General features: G+C 36.7%; 16 protein-coding genes. 13 read left to right on the top strand and 3 right to left on the bottom strand.

Translation table 11 applies throughout. From position 1 onward, the window contains the following. The first annotated feature begins 176 nt into the window (after positions 1-176). The 7 genes from PMI13_RS07745 (at position 177) to PMI13_RS07775 (ending at position 8,759) form a co-directional block, all read left to right on the top strand. Positions 177-803 carry an NAD(P)H-dependent oxidoreductase gene (locus tag PMI13_RS07745; protein ID WP_007842443.1) on the top strand — a complete coding sequence of 209 codons (627 nt, stop codon included), beginning with the start codon at positions 177-179 and terminating at the stop codon, positions 801-803. Between the two features lie 30 nt (positions 804-833). Then, positions 834-2,405, top strand: a complete 1,572-nt coding sequence (gene nadB / locus PMI13_RS07750) for an L-aspartate oxidase (RefSeq protein WP_007842445.1) — start codon at positions 834-836, stop codon at positions 2,403-2,405. A 12-nt stretch (positions 2,406-2,417) separates the two neighbouring features. Next, positions 2,418-3,278, top strand: a complete 861-nt coding sequence (gene nadC, locus PMI13_RS07755; RefSeq protein ID WP_007842446.1) for a carboxylating nicotinate-nucleotide diphosphorylase — start codon at positions 2,418-2,420, stop codon at positions 3,276-3,278. Between the two features lie 209 nt (positions 3,279-3,487). Then, a complete protein-coding gene (locus PMI13_RS07760) occupies positions 3,488-6,166 on the top strand; it encodes a TonB-dependent receptor (protein WP_007842448.1) in 2,679 nt (892 codons plus the stop codon). An 85-nt stretch (positions 6,167-6,251) separates the two neighbouring features. Beyond that, positions 6,252-6,683, top strand: a complete 432-nt coding sequence (locus PMI13_RS07765; RefSeq protein WP_007842450.1) for a hypothetical protein — start codon at positions 6,252-6,254, stop codon at positions 6,681-6,683. Positions 6,684-6,713: 30 nt separating this feature from the next. Next, entirely contained in the window at positions 6,714-7,706 is a 993-nt protein-coding gene (locus PMI13_RS07770; protein ID WP_007842452.1) for an aspartate-semialdehyde dehydrogenase, read from the top strand. A 54-nt stretch (positions 7,707-7,760) separates the two neighbouring features. Then, on the top strand, positions 7,761-8,759 hold the full coding sequence (locus PMI13_RS07775) for a cation diffusion facilitator family transporter (RefSeq protein WP_007842454.1): 999 nt from the start codon (positions 7,761-7,763) through the stop codon (positions 8,757-8,759). Between the two features lie 27 nt (positions 8,760-8,786). Here the strand turns inward: PMI13_RS07775 and PMI13_RS07780 are convergent, their stop codons facing one another. Together PMI13_RS07780 and xrtF are read right to left on the bottom strand one after the other, a co-directional pair. Further along, positions 8,787-9,221, bottom strand: coding sequence for an exosortase F system-associated membrane protein (locus PMI13_RS07780; protein ID WP_007842456.1), 435 nt, complete (start codon positions 9,219-9,221; stop codon positions 8,787-8,789). Next, on the bottom strand, positions 9,218-9,739 hold the full coding sequence (gene xrtF, locus PMI13_RS07785) for an exosortase family protein XrtF (protein ID WP_007842458.1): 522 nt from the start codon (positions 9,737-9,739) through the stop codon (positions 9,218-9,220). The genes PMI13_RS07780 and xrtF overlap by 4 nt, the downstream gene beginning before the upstream one ends. Positions 9,740-9,789: 50 nt before the next feature. Here xrtF and PMI13_RS07790 point away from each other — a divergent pair, with 50 nt between their 5' ends. The 6 genes from PMI13_RS07790 to PMI13_RS07815 all read left to right on the top strand — a co-directional run bounded on the left by PMI13_RS07790 (position 9,790) and on the right by PMI13_RS07815 (position 14,197). After that, positions 9,790-10,809 carry an aminoglycoside phosphotransferase family protein gene (locus PMI13_RS07790; RefSeq protein WP_007842460.1) on the top strand — a complete coding sequence of 340 codons (1,020 nt, stop codon included), beginning with the start codon at positions 9,790-9,792 and terminating at the stop codon, positions 10,807-10,809. 38 nt (positions 10,810-10,847) lie between these two features. After that, complete coding sequence (locus tag PMI13_RS07795) at positions 10,848-11,276, top strand: RapZ C-terminal domain-containing protein (protein ID WP_007842462.1); 429 nt, start codon at positions 10,848-10,850, stop codon at positions 11,274-11,276. A gap of 97 nt (positions 11,277-11,373) precedes the next feature. Beyond that, entirely contained in the window at positions 11,374-12,087 is a 714-nt protein-coding gene (locus tag PMI13_RS07800; protein WP_007842464.1) for a nucleotidyltransferase family protein, read from the top strand. An 8-nt stretch (positions 12,088-12,095) separates the two neighbouring features. Then, the gene (locus PMI13_RS07805; protein WP_007842467.1) at positions 12,096-12,848 is read left to right on the top strand and encodes an LOG family protein; all 753 of its coding nucleotides are present in this window, start codon (positions 12,096-12,098) and stop codon (positions 12,846-12,848) included. A gap of 58 nt (positions 12,849-12,906) precedes the next feature. After that, the gene (locus PMI13_RS07810) at positions 12,907-13,377 is read left to right on the top strand and encodes a DUF6702 family protein (RefSeq protein WP_238536291.1); all 471 of its coding nucleotides are present in this window, start codon (positions 12,907-12,909) and stop codon (positions 13,375-13,377) included. 271 nt (positions 13,378-13,648) lie between these two features. Beyond that, the gene (locus PMI13_RS07815) at positions 13,649-14,197 is read left to right on the top strand and encodes an inclusion body family protein (RefSeq protein ID WP_007842470.1); all 549 of its coding nucleotides are present in this window, start codon (positions 13,649-13,651) and stop codon (positions 14,195-14,197) included. A 70-nt stretch (positions 14,198-14,267) separates the two neighbouring features. Here PMI13_RS07815 and PMI13_RS07820 read toward each other — a convergent pair whose 3' ends face one another. Continuing rightward, complete coding sequence (locus PMI13_RS07820) at positions 14,268-16,397, bottom strand: DUF5689 domain-containing protein (RefSeq protein WP_007842472.1); 2,130 nt, start codon at positions 16,395-16,397, stop codon at positions 14,268-14,270. Between the last annotated feature and the right edge of the window lie 4 nt (positions 16,398-16,401).

Consider the following 16,401-nt stretch of genomic DNA (forward strand, 5'->3'; position numbering starts at 1 on the left):
AATACTCCTTTTAAATATTCAGGCTGGATACTGGTGAAAAACAGGGAATAATACAGCAAACCCATTTTCTATAAAAATAAGACCACTTCAGGATTGAAGTGGTTTTTTGCAGTATTTGGAAACAGATATTTCATTTTAAACCTGTTTTATTCAGCTTCAATGATTAAATTTGTCCTATGAATTATTTGGAAGCTTTAAGCAGAAGATATTCTGTAAAAAAATTTAATCACCAGCTTATTCCTCAGGAGACACTTCATAATATTCTTGAGTCGGGTAAGCTGTCTGCAAGTTCACTGGGTCTTCAGCCCTATAAAATCTTAGTGGTTGAAAGTGAAGAAATGAAGCACAAATTAATTCCGGCTTTTTATAATCCATCTCAGATCTCCACATGTTCCCATCTTATAGTCATCATTTCCAAGAAAACAATTGATGAAAATTATATTCGTGGATATTTCAGTCATATTTCTGAGGTAAGAGATATTCCGATAGAAAAACTTGATCTTTTTAAAAACAGCATCAGCCAGCATATTACGCAAAAAACTCATGACGAAATTTTTAACTGGGCAGAAAAACAATCGTATATCGTTTTGGCCAATCTGATGTATGCTGCAGCTATTGAAAATATTGATACCTGCCCTATGGAAGGTTTCCGCCAGGATTTAATAGAAGAAATTCTGGACATCAATTCTGAGACAGAAAAAGTAACCGTTACCCTCGCTTTAGGATACCGCTCCGAGGAAGATCATTTCCAACACATGAAAAAAGTAAGAAAACCAAACGAAAAATTGTTTAAATTTATTTAATTATTTAGACGATTGTCTTAAAGCAAGCATATGATAAAAGCGGATGTATTAGTAATTGGTTCCGGTATTTCGGGACTTTCTTATGCCATTAAAGTTTCTGAACAACTTCCTGATGCCAAAATAATCATAGTAACAAAATCTGATGAAGACGAAAGCAATACCAAATATGCACAAGGAGGTCTGGCTGTCGTTACAGATTCTAAAAATGATAATTTTGAGAAACATATCGAAGATACCATGCGCGCCGGAGATGGCGAAAACAAACGTGATGTAGTGGAAATGGTGGTAAAAGAAGCCCCGGCAAGATTTAATGAGATCGTCGAATGGGGAGCTAACTTTGACATGAAGAACGGAGAATTTGCTTTAGGCAGAGAGGGAGGCCATACTGAAAACAGAATTGTACATCATAAGGACATCACCGGTTTTGAAATCGAAAGAGCCCTTTTGGAAACTGCCAACAAAAGCCCGAATATTGAAATTCTGGATCATCATTATGTCATCGACATTATTACACAGCATCACGTTCCGGGTAAAGAATTAAATGAAGGGGATATTCATTGTTATGGCGCTTATATTCTGGATGAAAAATCCAGGACAATCAAAAAAATAACTTCTAAAATAACATTAGTGGCAACCGGAGGTGCTGGGCACGTATATAAAAATACAACCAATCCTAAAATTGCAACCGGAGACGGAATTGCTTTTGTTGCCCGTGCGAAAGGACAGGTTTCCAATATGCAGTATTACCAGTTTCACCCAACCGCTTTATACAGTAAAATTGACGGAATGTTGTTTTTAATTTCCGAGGCAGTACGCGGAGACGGAGCTAAACTAAGAACAAAAGGAGGTGAGAAGTTCATGCACAAATATGATGAGCGTGAGGAATTGGCTTCCAGGGATATTGTGGCAAGAGCCATTGACAACGAAATGAAAATTTCCGGCGACGAATATGCCGGGTTAGACTGCCGGGATATGGATCATGAAAAATTCTTAGAGCACTTCCCTAACATCTATAAAAAATGCAGGGAAGAAGCCATCGATCCTTTTACCCAGCTTATTCCCGTAGTTCCGGCCTGTCATTATTTAATGGGTGGAATTGAAGTGGATAGAGACGGTCAGTCATCAATCAAAAATTTGTTTGCTGTTGGAGAATGTACTAACTCCGGACTGCATGGAGCCAACAGACTGGCCTCCAATTCTTTACTAGAAGGATTGGTTTTCGGTCACAATGCTGCCATGAAAACAGTAAATCTTTTAAATGAAAACAACTTCAACTTTGATGACCTGAAAGCTGTTCCGGAATGGAATGAAGAAGGCATGAAAATCATGGATGAAATGGTCATCATCAGCTATCTGAGAAAACAGCTCCAGGAAATGATGAGCGATCTTGTGGGGATCGTAAGAAGCAACAGACGTTTGAATATGGCCTTGCAGAAGCACCAGGAAATTGCAGCTGCGGTCAATGAAATTTACCACTACTCCATTCTTTCACCACAATTATCGGAACTGAGGAATTTAACAACCGTCGCCCACCTTATCATTATCCAGTCTATAGAAATGACAGAAAACAAGGGAGCATTTTACAATAAAGATTTAGCTTAAAAAGCATACAAAATGAAAAGACCTACTTACGTAACAGATAAAGTTTTAAAACAATTTATAAAGAATGCTTTAGAAGAAGACATCCAGGATGGCGATCACTCTACTCTTTCCACCATTCCGAAAGATCTTGAACAAAGCGCTAAACTCTTAGTAAAACAAGATTGTATTCTGGCCGGTGTTGAGTTGGCGGAAATCATTTTTAAAACTTTTGATAAAAGCTTAAAAGTAGAACGATTCATTAAAGATGGGGAGACGGCTAAAGTAGGTGACATTGCTTTTATTGTTACCGGAAGCGCCCGATCTATCCTGTCTACAGAAAGGCTTATTCTTAACTGTATGCAGAGAATGAGTGGAATTGCAACCCTTACACATGATTGGGATTCAAGATTAGTGGGAACCAAAACCCAATTACTGGATACAAGAAAAACCACTCCCAATTTCAGGATATGTGAAAAATGGGCAGTCGCAATCGGCGGTGGCACCAATCACAGATTTGGCCTTTATGATATGATCATGCTAAAGGACAACCACATCGATTATAACGGAAGCATTACCAATGCTGTAAAGATGGCAAAAGACTACATCAAAAAAAACAAGAAAAAACTAAAAATAGAGGTGGAAACCAGAAACCTGGAAGAAGTTCAGGAAGCCATCAATGCAAAAGTGGACCGGATCATGCTTGACAATATGGATGTAAAAACAATGAAAGAAGCTGTGAAGATGATTAACAATTCTTGTGAATCTGAAGCATCCGGAGGTATCACCCGTGACGCACTCAAAGAAATAGCATCAACAGGAGTTACTTATATCTCTGCAGGGGCTCTTACCCATTCAGCTGAGAATATCGATTTAAGCCTCAAAGCGGTGAAATAGCATTGTATTTTTAACAAAAATGCCCCCCTTTTGTTAAAAATTAAATAATGTGATTTTTTCACATGAAAATTCATTTTTTATCCATTATTTTGATAATCAACAAGTTAAAGATTGTTAACATTCGTTAAAAATTAACATTGAGTTAATATTAGTTAAGTTTTATTTATCGAATTTTGCAGAAAAATTAAATCTAACTATTACTAACGATTATGAAATTAATCAACAAATCGATGCTAACTGCGGTTATCACACTTTCTACAGCTAGCGTCTATTATGCGCAGCAAGTTCAGGATACTGTTAATACAAGGTCCAAAGACATTGAACAAGTTGTATTAACAGGGGTTGCCGATATCGCTAAAGATAGAAAAACACCGGTTGCAGTTTCAACAATCAAAGAAGCACAAATTGTTGAAAGATTAGGAAATCAAGAGTTTCCTGAGATTTTAAACACAACACCATCTGTTTATGCTACGAAAGCGGGAGGCGGTTTTGGTGACTCTAAAATTAACATTCGTGGTTTTGCTCAAGAAAACATTGCTGTAATGGTAAATGGTGTTCCTGTAAATGACATGGAAAATGGAGCTGTTTATTGGTCAAACTGGGCTGGACTTTCTGATGTAACTTCTGCAATGCAGGTACAAAGAGGACTTGGTTCTTCAAAATTAGCTATTGCTTCTGTTGGAGGAACAATTAATGTTTTAACAAGAGCTGCTGACAAAAAGCAAGGTGGCATCGTTTCATTAGGACTTGGTAATGATGATTACGTTAAAACTTTATTTGCATACAATACAGGAAAATCTGCAAAAGGATGGTCTTCTTCATTCTTAATGAGTAGAACAGCAGGATCAATGTATGCAGATGGAACTCAATTTGAGGGATATAATTATTATTTTGCTTTAGGTTATCAACCTAATAAAAAACATGATTTCCAGTTTACTATAACCGGAGCACCCCAATGGCATAATCAAAGATCAACTTACAGTTCAATCCAAAATTACATCAAATACAATTCTGATAATGATGGTACACCAAACAGAAGATATAACTCAGATTGGGGGTGGAATCCTAATGGAGAGGTTCTTTCAAACCGGGTAAACTATTATCACAAACCTGTAATGTCTCTAAACTGGGATTGGAATATGAGTGAGAAATCTAAATTGAACTCTGTATTCTATGCATCTTTTGGTAGAGGTGGTGGAACTGGTGATCTTGGTAAGGTTGGAAACAAATTTGCTTCAGGGTATGTAACACCTGAAGGACAAATTGATTATAATGCGATTTTCACAGCTAATGCTGCTGTAGATGTAAACGCTTCACCTGCAGGAAGTACATTAGTAAGAAGAGCATCTGTTAATTCACACAACTGGTTTGGAGCCATTATTAGTTTTAATCATAAAATTAATGATAACCTAAATTTCACAGTTGGTACTGACGATAGATATTACTATGGTTATCACTATCAGGTATTAACAAATCTTTATGGGGCTTCCGGATATAAGGATGCTACAAACCAAAATTTCTATACTGCTCCTGGCAATGTTTACACTGCTACTCCAAGAGTTATTTCAAATACTTTTTCAACTAACCCAACTTGGAATCCTTTCGGTGGAAAGCTAAATAATCAAGAAGATATGGTAGCTTACAACAATGACGGAGAAGTATTATGGTATGGCGGTTTTGGGCAATTAGAATATACAAATGACAAGTTATCAGCATTTGTTTCAGGTGCTGTTTCTAACCAATCATTCCAAAGAATTGACCATTTCATCATTGATGGAGTTACATTATTGAATGGAACTAAGGCTGGATTTGCAACATCTAGTACAAATCCTACGATTATTCAGCCTACCGCTACAAACCCTGCATTAAATACAGAAACAGGGTTCAAAAATATCTTAGGTTATAATGTTAAAGCGGGTGCAAACTATAATATTGATGATCATCACAATGTTTTTGCAAATATTGGATATTACTCTAAGCAACCTTTCTTAAATGCTGTTTATCCAAATAACAAAAATTATCTTAACCCTAACTTGACCAACGAAAAAATATTTGGAATTGAGGCAGGTTATGGTTTCCGTTCAGGAATCTTTACTGCAAATCTTAACCTTTATAGAACTCAGTGGAAAGACAGATTCTTAAGAAGAGGTGGACTTACAGTAGATCCGGATAACAACCCAGCAACGAACAATAGTATCTCAAATGCTTACGCAAATATCCAAGGTATTACTGAAATTCACCAGGGAGGAGAGCTAGAAGTAACAGCGAATGTTCATAAGATGATTAGCTTGTTCGGTATGGTTTCAATTGGTGATTGGCATTATAAAGGAAATGCTCAGGGTAATCTTTTCACTGAAACTAACGAACAAATCGGTGCAGATTCTCAAACTTTATATTTAGATAAAGTAAAAGTAGGTGGTGCAGCTCAATCTTCTGCAGCAATTGGTTTCACTCTTAAGCCTACAACTTGGTTCTCATTTGATGGAACTTACAGAGGAATCAAAAATCTTTATGCCAACCTGAATCTACTTAACTTCTCCAATCAGGCAGCTGGTGACAAAGGAGCTTTAGAACTTCCATCTTACGGATTAGTTGATCTAGGAATTTCTTTCAAAATCAAATTAAACAATCCTAAGCAATTCTTTACTATAAGAGGTAACGTTTACAACTTATTAGATAAAACATATATTGCTGAATCTAATACGAATACACATGCGAACCTTTCTGCACAAGAATATGCCGACATCAATGGTGGTACTGTAGCTTCTACAGCAAATAACTATGCATTATATCAAGCAGCAGGAAACTGGAATGGTGTAAGCCAGCAAAACCAAGTTTATTTCGGATACGGTAGAACATGGTCTGCAACATTATCATTCAACTTCTAATAAAATAAAAACATTAGATTTTATAAATATCAATCCCGGCTTATCGCCGGGATTTTTGTTATATTTGTACCAGAAAAAACAAAATATGGATTTTTACAAAATTTTACTGAATGCTCATAAAGGATTTGGGTATCTGGAGCTTCTTTTAGTTACATTATTTATTATTGCCCTTTTAGCTACTATGTTTGGCTTCAGTGGTAAGGTGAACAAATTTTTAAAGAAGACTACTCTTTTCACCATGATCTTCTTCCACGTACAGTTTTTGATAGGTATTATTATGCTGATCACCAATTTTACTAAGGGATTGGATATGGGAGCAGTAATGAAAAATGCTGACCTGAGATTTCAGTATGTAGAACATCCGTTTTCAATGCTGATCGCTGCAGTATTGATGACTATTATCAATAAAAAAGTAAAATCCAATGATACCATTTCTTTAGGAATTGTGATCATGGGATTAATCGCAGTAGGATTATTTGCATTCGCGTTCCCTTGGATGAGAGTCTTTGGGGCATAATATATTAATTTTTAAATTTTTTACTAATCAATGAAAGTAGCTGTAGTAGGTTCAACAGGAATGGTTGGACAAGTCATGCTTAAAGTTTTGGAGGAGAGAAACTTCCCTATCACAGAATTAATTCCGGTAGCTTCGGAAAAATCTATTGGTAAGAAGGTGAAGTATAAACAGGAAGAATATACTATTGTAAGCATTAATGACGCTATAGCTGCCAAACCTGAGATCGCAATTTTCTCTGCCGGAGGTTCTACTTCCCTGGAATTTGCCCCGAAATTCGCAGAAGCAGGAATTACCGTAATTGATAATTCTTCAGCCTGGAGAATGGATCCTGATAAAAAATTAGTGGTGCCGGAAATCAATGCGGATGTTTTAACTGCAGGAGATAAAATTATTGCCAACCCGAACTGTTCTACCATTCAGTTGGTAATGGTTTTAGGGCCGCTTAATAAAAAATATGATTTAAAAAGAGTGGTTGTCTCAACCTACCAGTCTGTAACAGGTACCGGAAAAGCTGCTGTAGACCAGTTAAACGCTGAAATCAACGGTGATGGCTCTATCGCTAAAGTATATCCTTATCAGATCTTTAAAAATGCATTGCCACATTGCGATGTTTTTGCAGATGATGATTATACTAAGGAAGAAATTAAACTGATGAAAGAGCCTAAGAAAATTTTAGGTGATGATACATTCAATTTAACGGCAACCGCTGTAAGAGTGCCGGTTCAGGGAGGACATTCTGAAAGTGTAAACATCGAATTTGAAAATGAATTTGAACTTGAGGAAGTAAGAAAAATCTTATCTGAAACCCCGGGAGTAGTGGTAATAGATGATGTAAAAAACAATCAGTACCCGATGCCGATACATTCTGAAGGAAAAGATGAAGTGTTCGTCGGAAGAATAAGGCGGGATCTCTCACAGCCTAAAACACTGAATCTGTGGATTGTGGCTGATAACCTGCGAAAAGGAGCTGCAACCAATGCAGTACAGATTGCAGAATACCTGGTAGCAAACAACTTAGTATAAACTAACAAAATAAAAAAAGAGTCTCAAACCGGGATTCTTTTTTTTATCAAACCTATGAACGTAAAAAAGAATATCAATAAAGACAAGATCGGCTTTCAAAAATGGATTGCAACCTTTGGTATTATTTTATTCATCGGAAAAATCATTGCCTGGAAGCTTACCAATTCAGATGCGGTGTTTTCAGATGCTATGGAAAGCATTGTCAATGTTATCAGTGCTTTTATGGGGCTCTACTCCCTGCATCTGGCCGCTAAACCTAAAGATGAAGATCATCCATACGGACACGGAAAAGTAGAGTTTGTAACCTCAGGAATAGAAGGTGCTTTAATTGCTATCGCCGGAATAATGATTATCTATGAAGGAGTCAACAGCTTAATCGTCGGAAAAACGCTTAACAAGCTGGATTGGGGAATAGCGATCATAGCAGCGACTGCCATCATTAATTATTTATTGGGGTATATTTCCATTAAAAAGGGACAGGCCAATAATTCTTTGGTTCTTATTTCCTCCGGGAAACATCTTCAATCTGATACGATTACAACGCTTGGAGTCGTGATAAGTTTAGTCGTGGTGTATTTCACTAAAATTTACTGGCTCGACTCCCTAGTGGCATTGGTTTTTGGAGCTTACATCATATTCATCGGTTATAAAATTGTCCGCAAATCTTTAAGCGGAATTATGGATGAACAGGATCCTGAATTACTAAACCAGATCGTTAAAATTCTTGAAAACAACAGGCATACGGAATGGATTGATGTTCACAATATGAAAATCCAGCAGTTTGGCTCAGCCCTTCATATCGATGCCCATATCACACTCCCATGGTATTACAGCCTGCGTGACGCTCATAATGAGATGGAAAAAGTAATTATTCTTTTAGCCGAAAATATAACCCGGAAGATTGAGTTCAACTTTCATATGGATGATTGCAAACCCATTTCCTGCCCTGTCTGCCAGATTAAAGAATGCCCTGTAAGAGAAAAGGATTTTGTAAAAAGAGTTACATGGACTCCGGACAATATAACGGGAGTAGATAAGCACTCCGTAAATTAATTCCACACACAGTACAAAGCCGGAAATTTAATTTGTTTTCAGCGCCTGTTTTCTATAATAGAACATCGGAACGATCAACAGTAATATCAAAGGTTGAATAACAAATCTTCTCATGTAAAATGAGAAAAGATAACCGGTTTCAAACCTGTCATAAATACAATACAGATAGATCGGAAAAGTAATTGCAAAAATAATACCGATCAAAACGGCTCCCTGAAAAGTCCATTCCTTATTTTTAAACATAAAATGAATGATCAGGCACGAAAAAAACAGGTTCAGAAGAAATCTGAATAAATGGCTGATGATGAGCTTTCCCCATACAAATGTGGGAAATGATACACTTTTATCAGCCTCATGAAAATAATTCAGAAACGGGTCATAGAAAATCCGGTCCTCAAGTATTCTTACACTTATCAGTCCAAAAATCCCTGTTATCACCAAGAGCCAGCTAAGTATTTTCATTTTTTCAAAGCAAAAAGTTTAATCCAGACCAGCCAGAGAACCACTACCGTTCCGTAAATAACAGCCGGAAAAATAAAATCATGGGCTATTTTTTCATATTCCTTATAATCACTTACCACAAGATTAAGTCCTACAATTCTAAGAAGGTTCATGATATAAAGCAATACAAGGCCAATCAGTACAAAAATAAAAGTCTTGCCTCCTTTGTAAAATGCAAAAACAAAAGATGCAAACAAGATCATCACAGAAATAGCATTACAGCCTTCCACCATTCTTGTCACATATGTTTTTTTCACATAGAACCACACCTGTTCTTTGCCAACATCATTATACAGTTGCGTTGGGTAATGTATTGCGTTTTGAATAGCCTTCACCTGCTCTGCAATCATCCTCGAAAAGGGGTCCAGCCCACTTTCTTTAAAGCTATTGAGGTAAAGCTGGTACACAAAAAGCAACACCACATAAATGATGATGAATCTCAGCAATATGCCTAAAACAGGTCTAAAATCCTTTAGCATACTACAAAGATAAAAATTAGACTGTAATTTAGTATATTTGTTTCCATATTATGACTTCTGAAAACGCAAAACGATTTTTTGAAAACCATACCGGTAAAAAATCTTCTGAGTTCATTACACTGGCTCAAAGCGGTTCCGCGAGGGTGAATTTTCTGGCAACTGCTGAAAGTGAAAAATACATTATCACCTATAATGAAAACATACCGGAGAATGAAGCTTTCCTTTATTACTCTGAAATTTTCTCACAATTAGAACTCAATACTCCAACTATTTTCTCCGTTTCAGATGACCGGAAGCTTTATATACAGGAGTTTATGGGTCAGCATACCCTATCGGAAATTATAGCTCAGGAAGGATTGTCTGACCGGGTAAAATCTTTGGTAAAACAGACTTTAGAGAAACTTTTTCAGCTACAGATCCGGACACACGGGAAAATAGATTTCACACGCACATTTGAATATGAAAGCTATGATGAGCTTCCTGTAATTCATGACCTGTACTATTTTAAAAACTTCGTTGCCGATGTTCTTGAGCTCGAATATCATAAATCATCACTCTTGAAAGAGTTCAAACAAATAGCCAGCCTCATCGAAAACCTTGAGCCCAAAGGATTAATGATCCGCGATTTCCAGGCAAGAAATATTATGGTAGATGAAAACAACAAAGTTGCATTTATCGATTATCAGTCTGCAATGAAAGGACCACTGATTTATGATGTCATTTCTTTTCTTTTTCAGGCTAAAGCCAATTTTCCTGAAGATTTTAAAAATGAGATGCTGGAATTCTACATTCAGCAGTTTGAAGACAGAGCGGTTCAGCTTCAACTAAAAAACTCAGTAAAACCGGTTCAGATGATGAGATTTTTGCAGGTTTTGGGTGCTTACGGCTTCAGGGGGTTGATTCAAAGAAAGCAACATTTCATTTCAAGTATAGAAAAAGGGATTGAAAATATTACACAATTTACCCGGTTCTGGGAAAATATGAAAGATTATCCTGAGCTTGAAAAAGTGATAAAACAACTTATTTTAGAAAAAACGAGATTAAGAATTAATGAGATATTAAGCCATTAAGACTTTTTAAATTAAACTTAACAACTTAATCAACCTGAATGGTTCAATTAACAAAGAATATGTTACACATCGATATACACAGCTTTTCGTACAAAAAAGGAGGAATTCCAAGAGATGAAACAGGAAATGGAGGTGGCTTTACTTTCGACTGCAGGGGAATTTTAAATCCGGGAAGAATAGAAGAATATAAAAGCCAGACCGGAAATGACATCGGCGTTCAGGAATATCTGGAAACAAAAACCGACATGCCAAAATTTCTGGAGCTGGTAAAAAACATTATATCCATCAATATTGACAATTACCTTGAAAGGGGATTTGAAAATCTACAGATCAGCTTCGGATGTACGGGAGGCCAGCACAGGTCTGTGTATTCAGCAATAAAAATAGCGGAATTCGTTAAAGAAAAATATCCTGAAGGAACAGAGATAAGTCTTCACCATGACGAGCAACATCAACTCAATCAATAAATAACCGTTGATAAATTATAATGATTAATTTAATGCGCCCGATTGGGTCCGCTTCGTTCATCAACTATCATTCATCACCCATCAATTATAAATAATAATGAAGGCTTTAATTTTTGCAGCAGGAAAAGGTACCCGTTTAAAACCTTTTACAGATCATCATCCGAAAGCTTTGGCAAAAGTAAACGGTATTCCGCTTCTGGAAAGAAATATCCATTATCTTAAGAAATTCGGGATAAAAGATTTCGTCATCAATATTCATCATTTTGGAGATCAGATTGTTGATTTTCTTAAAAAGAATGATAATTTTAACTGCAATATCGAAATTTCGGATGAAACCAATGAACTTCTGGAAACCGGAGGTGGTTTGATTTTTGCTAAAAAATTCCTGGATCACGGGGAAGATTTTTTAATCATGAATGCCGATATTTTAACTGATATCAATATCAATGACTTCGTTGAATATCATAAAAAGATAAAAGATTTTGCTACTTTAGCCGTTTCAGACAGAGAAAGCTCAAGAAAACTGCTCTTCAATGACGAAAGCGTTTTGAGAGGATGGCTTAATGTACAAACCGGAGAGCAAAGGCTTGCAGAGTTCAACAAAGGATTTAAAGCACTGGCTTTCAGTGGCATGCATTGCATCAACCCTGTTATCTTTGATAAAATAAAAAGAACAGGCAAGTTTTCTGTTATGGAAGAATATCTGGATCTGATGCAGACCGAACATATACACGGTTTTGTGCATGACAGCATCCTGATCGATGTAGGAAGACCGGAATCTGTAATAGAAGCCGAAAAACACTTTAAATAATTTTTGCAATGGGAATGGACGGAACCAGAGATGAAAGCTTAATAAATCCGGAATTAGACAGTAACGAAACGAAACTACATAATAGCTTCAGACAAAAAACATGGGATGAGACAGTCACTAAAGACAGCTGGATGGTTTTTAAAGTGATGGCAGAATTTGTAGACGGTTATGAAAAACTGGCAAAAATAGGACCCTGTGTTTCTATTTTCGGCTCGGCAAGATTAAAGCCTGAAAGTAAGTATTACAATATGGCAGTAGACATCGCTGAAAAAATAACCAAAATAGGTTTCGGAATTATTACAGGTGGTGGCCCGGGAATTATGGAAGCAGGAAATAAGGGTGCTTTTAATGCTAATGGAAGATCTATCGGATTAAATATCGACCTGCCTTTTGAACAGCATTTTAACCCTTACATCAATAAATCATATTCTATGAATTTTGATTACTTCTTCGTAAGAAAAGTAATGTTTGTAAAATATTCCCAGGGATTTATCGTCATGCCCGGAGGGTTTGGAACGCTTGATGAGCTGACCGAAGCAATTACTTTAATCCAGACCAATAAAATAGGAAAGTTCCCGATTGTTCTGGTAGGATCAGAATTCTGGGGCGGATTGCTGGACTGGTTCAAAACAACCTTACTGAAAGAGGGAATGATTGCAGAGCATGATCTTGATCTTTACAGGGTGGTAGATACTGCTGATGAGGCTGTAGCACACATTAAAGCTTTTTATGATAAATATTCTGTGAACGTAAATTTTTAATTGGCATATTATTTGTGACTTATAACTAACAATTATGATTGTAAATCTATTAATTAAGATGAAAAAACTTTTATATATATCAGGTATTTTAACATTTTTTGTGTTAATGAGTTTTATGTATGTAGACTTTTTCTCTTCAATGACAAAGGTGGATTATATTGATGGAAGTAAGACATTGAAGTTTACCACAAAAATGAATACAAACCATATTTCTGATGCTATTAAAATAAATCCTAACACAGCCGGATTTGAAGCAGAGGTTAAAAAGTATGTAAACAATAATTTTGATGTATACGTCAACGGCTCTCCTAAAACAATAACATTTACAGGAAGTCAGGTAAGCGGAGAAACTGTATGGGTATATTTTGAAACCGGAGGTGTTTCGGATATCAATACCTTAAAAATTAAAAATACGATCCTTTTAAGTGCTTTTCCTAAGCAGATCAACATTGTTAGTGTTGCTTACAAAGGAAGCCAGAAAGTAATGAACTTCCAGAGAGGAAAAGAAGTCAACGAGGTTTCGTTTTAAAAATTAAAATTATCTAATTTCAATGAACAACCCTGAAAAATATTTTTCAGGGTCTTTTTTCGTATAAAAATAAAATCACCTAACAGGGATTAATCCGTAAAAATACCTATTGGTAAATTCCAGCATTTATACGCTAGCATTCTCATTTTGTGAAATGTACATTTGTCTTGTAATTACAATCAAAAAACAGTGGGCCTGAAACCACTAAAAAAAGAGGGCGGAATCTGAAAAGCCTTACGAGTAAGAAATACCAATCTAAAAAACTAATAACATGGACACACAATTAAGCGCATCCAATGAACAGATCGATGTTCTGGTAGTAATTGACACAGATTATGTAATGAAACATTACCCTAATCCAAGCCAGGATCCTAATAATCCTACAGGAATTGACCACAACAGTCAGCATATGATTGTCTCAAACTCAAATGCAATATCCGGACAGGGATCCGCTGATTTAAATTTCAGTGCTAAAGCCGGAGATAATGTATCATTCAGAAGTACTTCAATTTATCAGAATTCTGATGATGCAGTAATTATTTACAACATTAAATATTGGTCCGGAGATCAGGTTTTCAATAATTTCGTATACAATGCGGTGATAAGAAAACAGGCAGTGGTACCTAATTATGATTCTCCGAACGGGCTTCCTGCCAACACGGCAAATATTACTTTTTCAAGTTTTGATTCAAGGGTAAGATCTACCGGAACCGAAAACTTTTATGTACAGTTCGCTTTATATACAATAGATCCGAATAACAGTGACCGACAAATACTGTACGGTTACTACTACTGGGATCCAACGATTACGGTTAAATAAGCGGAAATAAACCTCTGCAAATAAAAAATGCGGACTTTTCAGTCCGCATTTTCTTATAATTAAAAGTTAATTATTCACCTTTTATTTTAAAGTCATCAACTTCCCAGGTAGCTGCTGCAGAAGCTGTAGAAGTATATTTAAATGCAATTCTTACGTTTTTCCCTAAGAAAGCACTTAGGTTTACATTTCCTGAGCTTATCCAATCTCCGAATGCACCTGTGTTGGTATCTAAAAGTGCCGGCAATTGTACCCATACTGTGGTAGCCGGATCTCCGGTATAATTATCCGTAGCGTAAACCTGTAATGCATTTCCTGCATATCTTACGTCAGTTGTAAAGCTAACGGCTGCTTTTGTTTTTCCAACTAAACTTACCGCTTTTGAAATCAGCCAGTCTTCATTCACATTGTTTCCGGAGGCAAATCCGTTCATTACTGCGTAATAATTACTTCCGTTTCCTTGGTTGGAAGTATTCCAGATCTGGGCTCCTGTTACACTTTTGACAGTCCAGTCCGGGCCGAATCCTCCGGCTGCGAAAGGATCACTGTAAATAGTCGGCAGCGGTATATATACACTTCCGTCACATCTTGGGTTATCTAAATCGATATCCGTCAGTTTTGTAATCCATAGCTGATAATCTCCGTTGTAAACACTTACAATAGCATAAACATCTCCCTTTCCACCGTCTATTTCAGTAGCGCTTGCTCTTTTCGAATTATCACTTGTTCCGAATTCTGCCTGCCCGTTGGTTCTTAAAATAACCTTATTTCCGGAACAGTCCTGTAAAGTCCTGTTGGTAGCATTGTTCCCGTCTGCATAAGTTTTTCCTAAATCAGCATCAATAAACTGAAGATCTTTAATTTTAATCCATCTTCCTACGTCACCGGGAGTCAATTGGGTAATTGTTCTGTCTGAAGGGATAACCATTCTTACAGGGGCATTCCCGTCATATACACTTTTGTAGAGATCACCTTCTTCAACTCCCCCAAACTGCATCGTACCCCCGGAATTGAATAATGACCCTAACTGGAATTCTCCATTTATGTTTCTTACATAAAGGTTTTTAAGCTTGATATAAATATCTTTTCCAACTCTGAAACGGTTGTCCTGGTATAGGTTCAGCTTATTAATCCCAAATCTTATCCCTCCGGTTGTATCTTCAATAAACACATATTTATAAAGGTTTCCTGTCTGATCATTAGCCGTAACCTGAGCTTTAACGTAGAAATCTCCTGTGATCTGTGTCCAGCTTCCACCGGTATACATTTGCTTCAGCTCAGCAATTGTTTTTTGGGTAAGGCCTGTATTACTGAACTGGCAAGGATCTGATGCAATACCATCTAAACGGGGGAAATTATTCATTTCAAGATCCGTCACTTTATTGATATACATTTGGTATGTCGTGTTAAACTTACTGTAGATTGCTACAAATTTTCCGTTTCCTGCAGGCAAAATCTGGTTGGCAAATGAAGCATATCCACTGTTTCTTACCACTCTTGCCGTAGTTGTACTGGCATCTCTGATCTGTCTGTCTACAGTCACTCCGTTGGGGGCATAATTTGTACACAATACTCTGCTGTCGAATTCGGCGTTGTTCACCTGAATCAAACATCCCAGATATTGATCATTAGCTGTAACCATCTGGGCAAAGGTCATTACTTTAGGAATAATCTTCTCTCTGACAGAACAGGACCTGAATACACGGTTCGGAACCAGCTTTTCAGGCATTCTCGCTACAGCACTGGCTAAATTAGAAGCAGGATCTTTAACACCTAACTGTATAAGGCCTCCATAAGCACCTACAGCCAGACCGGCTAATTTTACATATACTTTAGATCCCTGAGGATACTGCGTATAAGTACTTACCATATCTACACTCAGCGTAAAACCCTGTGTAGGATTTTCAGGTTTATCCTGGATATAAATTGTTTTGTAAATATTTCCTGTTTCGTCTGTTGAAGACACATAGCCTTCAATAACATCTGTAGAGTTATCCGGAAAAAAATAAGTTGTATTTCCGGTAGGCCCATTGTTTTTAAACTTATCTTTAACCTGCTCCAGGGTCATGGTAGCAGTAAGATCCGCACATTGAAAATTTTCAAGGTTCGGCTCGTTATATTTATCATCATGTACACATCCCGTTATGATAAGAGAGGCAAAAACAATGAAAATATAGGTAAAAATTGAAGTATATTTTTTCATAGCA

This window comes from Chryseobacterium populi (assembly GCF_000282115.1).
GTDB classification, from domain to species: Bacteria; Bacteroidota; Bacteroidia; order Flavobacteriales; family Weeksellaceae; genus Chryseobacterium; species Chryseobacterium populi.